Raw genomic sequence first — 1,336 nt, 5'->3', positions numbered from 1 at the left:
CTATCACCAGAAACTGGTCGGTAACCGATTGTGCTGGTAACAACGAGCAACACACACAAATCGTAACTGTTCAAGATACTACAAAACCAGTATTCAATGGTCAACTTCCTGGCGATGTAACGGTACAATGTGATAACGTTCCGGCTCCAGCTGTATTGACTGCTTCCGATAATTGTGACAACAGTGTACAAGTCGTATACTCTGAAACTTTTACAGGACAAGACGATGCGTGTTCAGCCAATTACACGATCACCAGAAACTGGTCGGTAACCGATTGTGCCGGTAACAACGAGCAACACACACAAATCGTAACTGTTCAAGATACTACAAAACCAGTATTCAACGGTCAACTTCCTGGCGATGTAACGGTACAATGTGACAGCGTTCCGGCTCCAGCTATATTGACTGCTTCTGATAATTGTGACAACAGTGTACAAGTCGTATACTCTGAAACTTTTGCAGGACAAGACGATGCGTGTTCAGCCAATTACACTATCACCAGAAACTGGTCGGTAACCGATTGTGCTGGTAACAACGAGCAACACACACAAATCGTAACTGTTGAGGATACTACAAAACCCGTATTCAACGGTCAACTTCCTGGCGATGTAACGGTACAATGTGACAGCGTTCCGGCTCCAGCTATACTGACTGCTTCCGATAATTGTGACAACAGTGTACAAGTCGTGTACTCTGAAACTTTTGCAGGACAAGACGATGCATGTTCAGCCAATTACACGATCACCAGAAACTGGTCGGTAACCGATTGTGCTGGTAACAACGAGCAACACACACAAATCGTAACTGTTCAAGATACTACAAAACCCGTATTCAACGGTCAACTTCCTGGCGATGTAACGGTACAATGTGATAACGTTCCGGCTCCAGCTATATTGACTGCTTCCGATAATTGTGACAACAGTGTACAAGTCGTATACTCTGAAACTTTCGCAGGACAAGACGATGCGTGTTCAGCCAATTACACGATCACCAGAAACTGGTCGGTAACTGATTGTGCCGGTAACAACCAGCAACACACACAAATCGTAACTGTTCAAGATACTACAAAACCCGTATTCAACGGTCAACTTTCTGGCGATGTAACGGTACAATGTGATAACATTCCCGCCCCAGCTGTACTGACTGCTTCCGATAATTGTGACAACAGTGTACAAGTCGTATACTCTGAAACTTTCTCAGGACAAGATGATGCGTGTTCAGCCAATTACACGATCACCAGAAACTGGTCGGTAACCGATTGTGCCGGTAACAACGAGCAACACACACAAATCGTAACTGTCCAAGATACTACAAAACCCGTATTCAACGGTCAACT

Annotated in this window: 1 pseudogene; it reads left to right on the top strand. The window is 44.6% G+C overall.

What is annotated here, in order from left to right:
- A pseudogene (locus tag ACFO7M_RS12900) lies at positions 1-1,336 on the top strand (hypothetical protein); the annotation flags it as partial.

Source organism: Flavobacterium sp. GCM10023249 (assembly GCF_042653365.1).
Taxonomy (GTDB): domain Bacteria; phylum Bacteroidota; class Bacteroidia; order Flavobacteriales; family Flavobacteriaceae; genus Flavobacterium.
The sequence above is the reverse complement of the archived record's forward strand: the minus strand, read 5'-3'. Positions and strand labels throughout refer to the sequence as shown.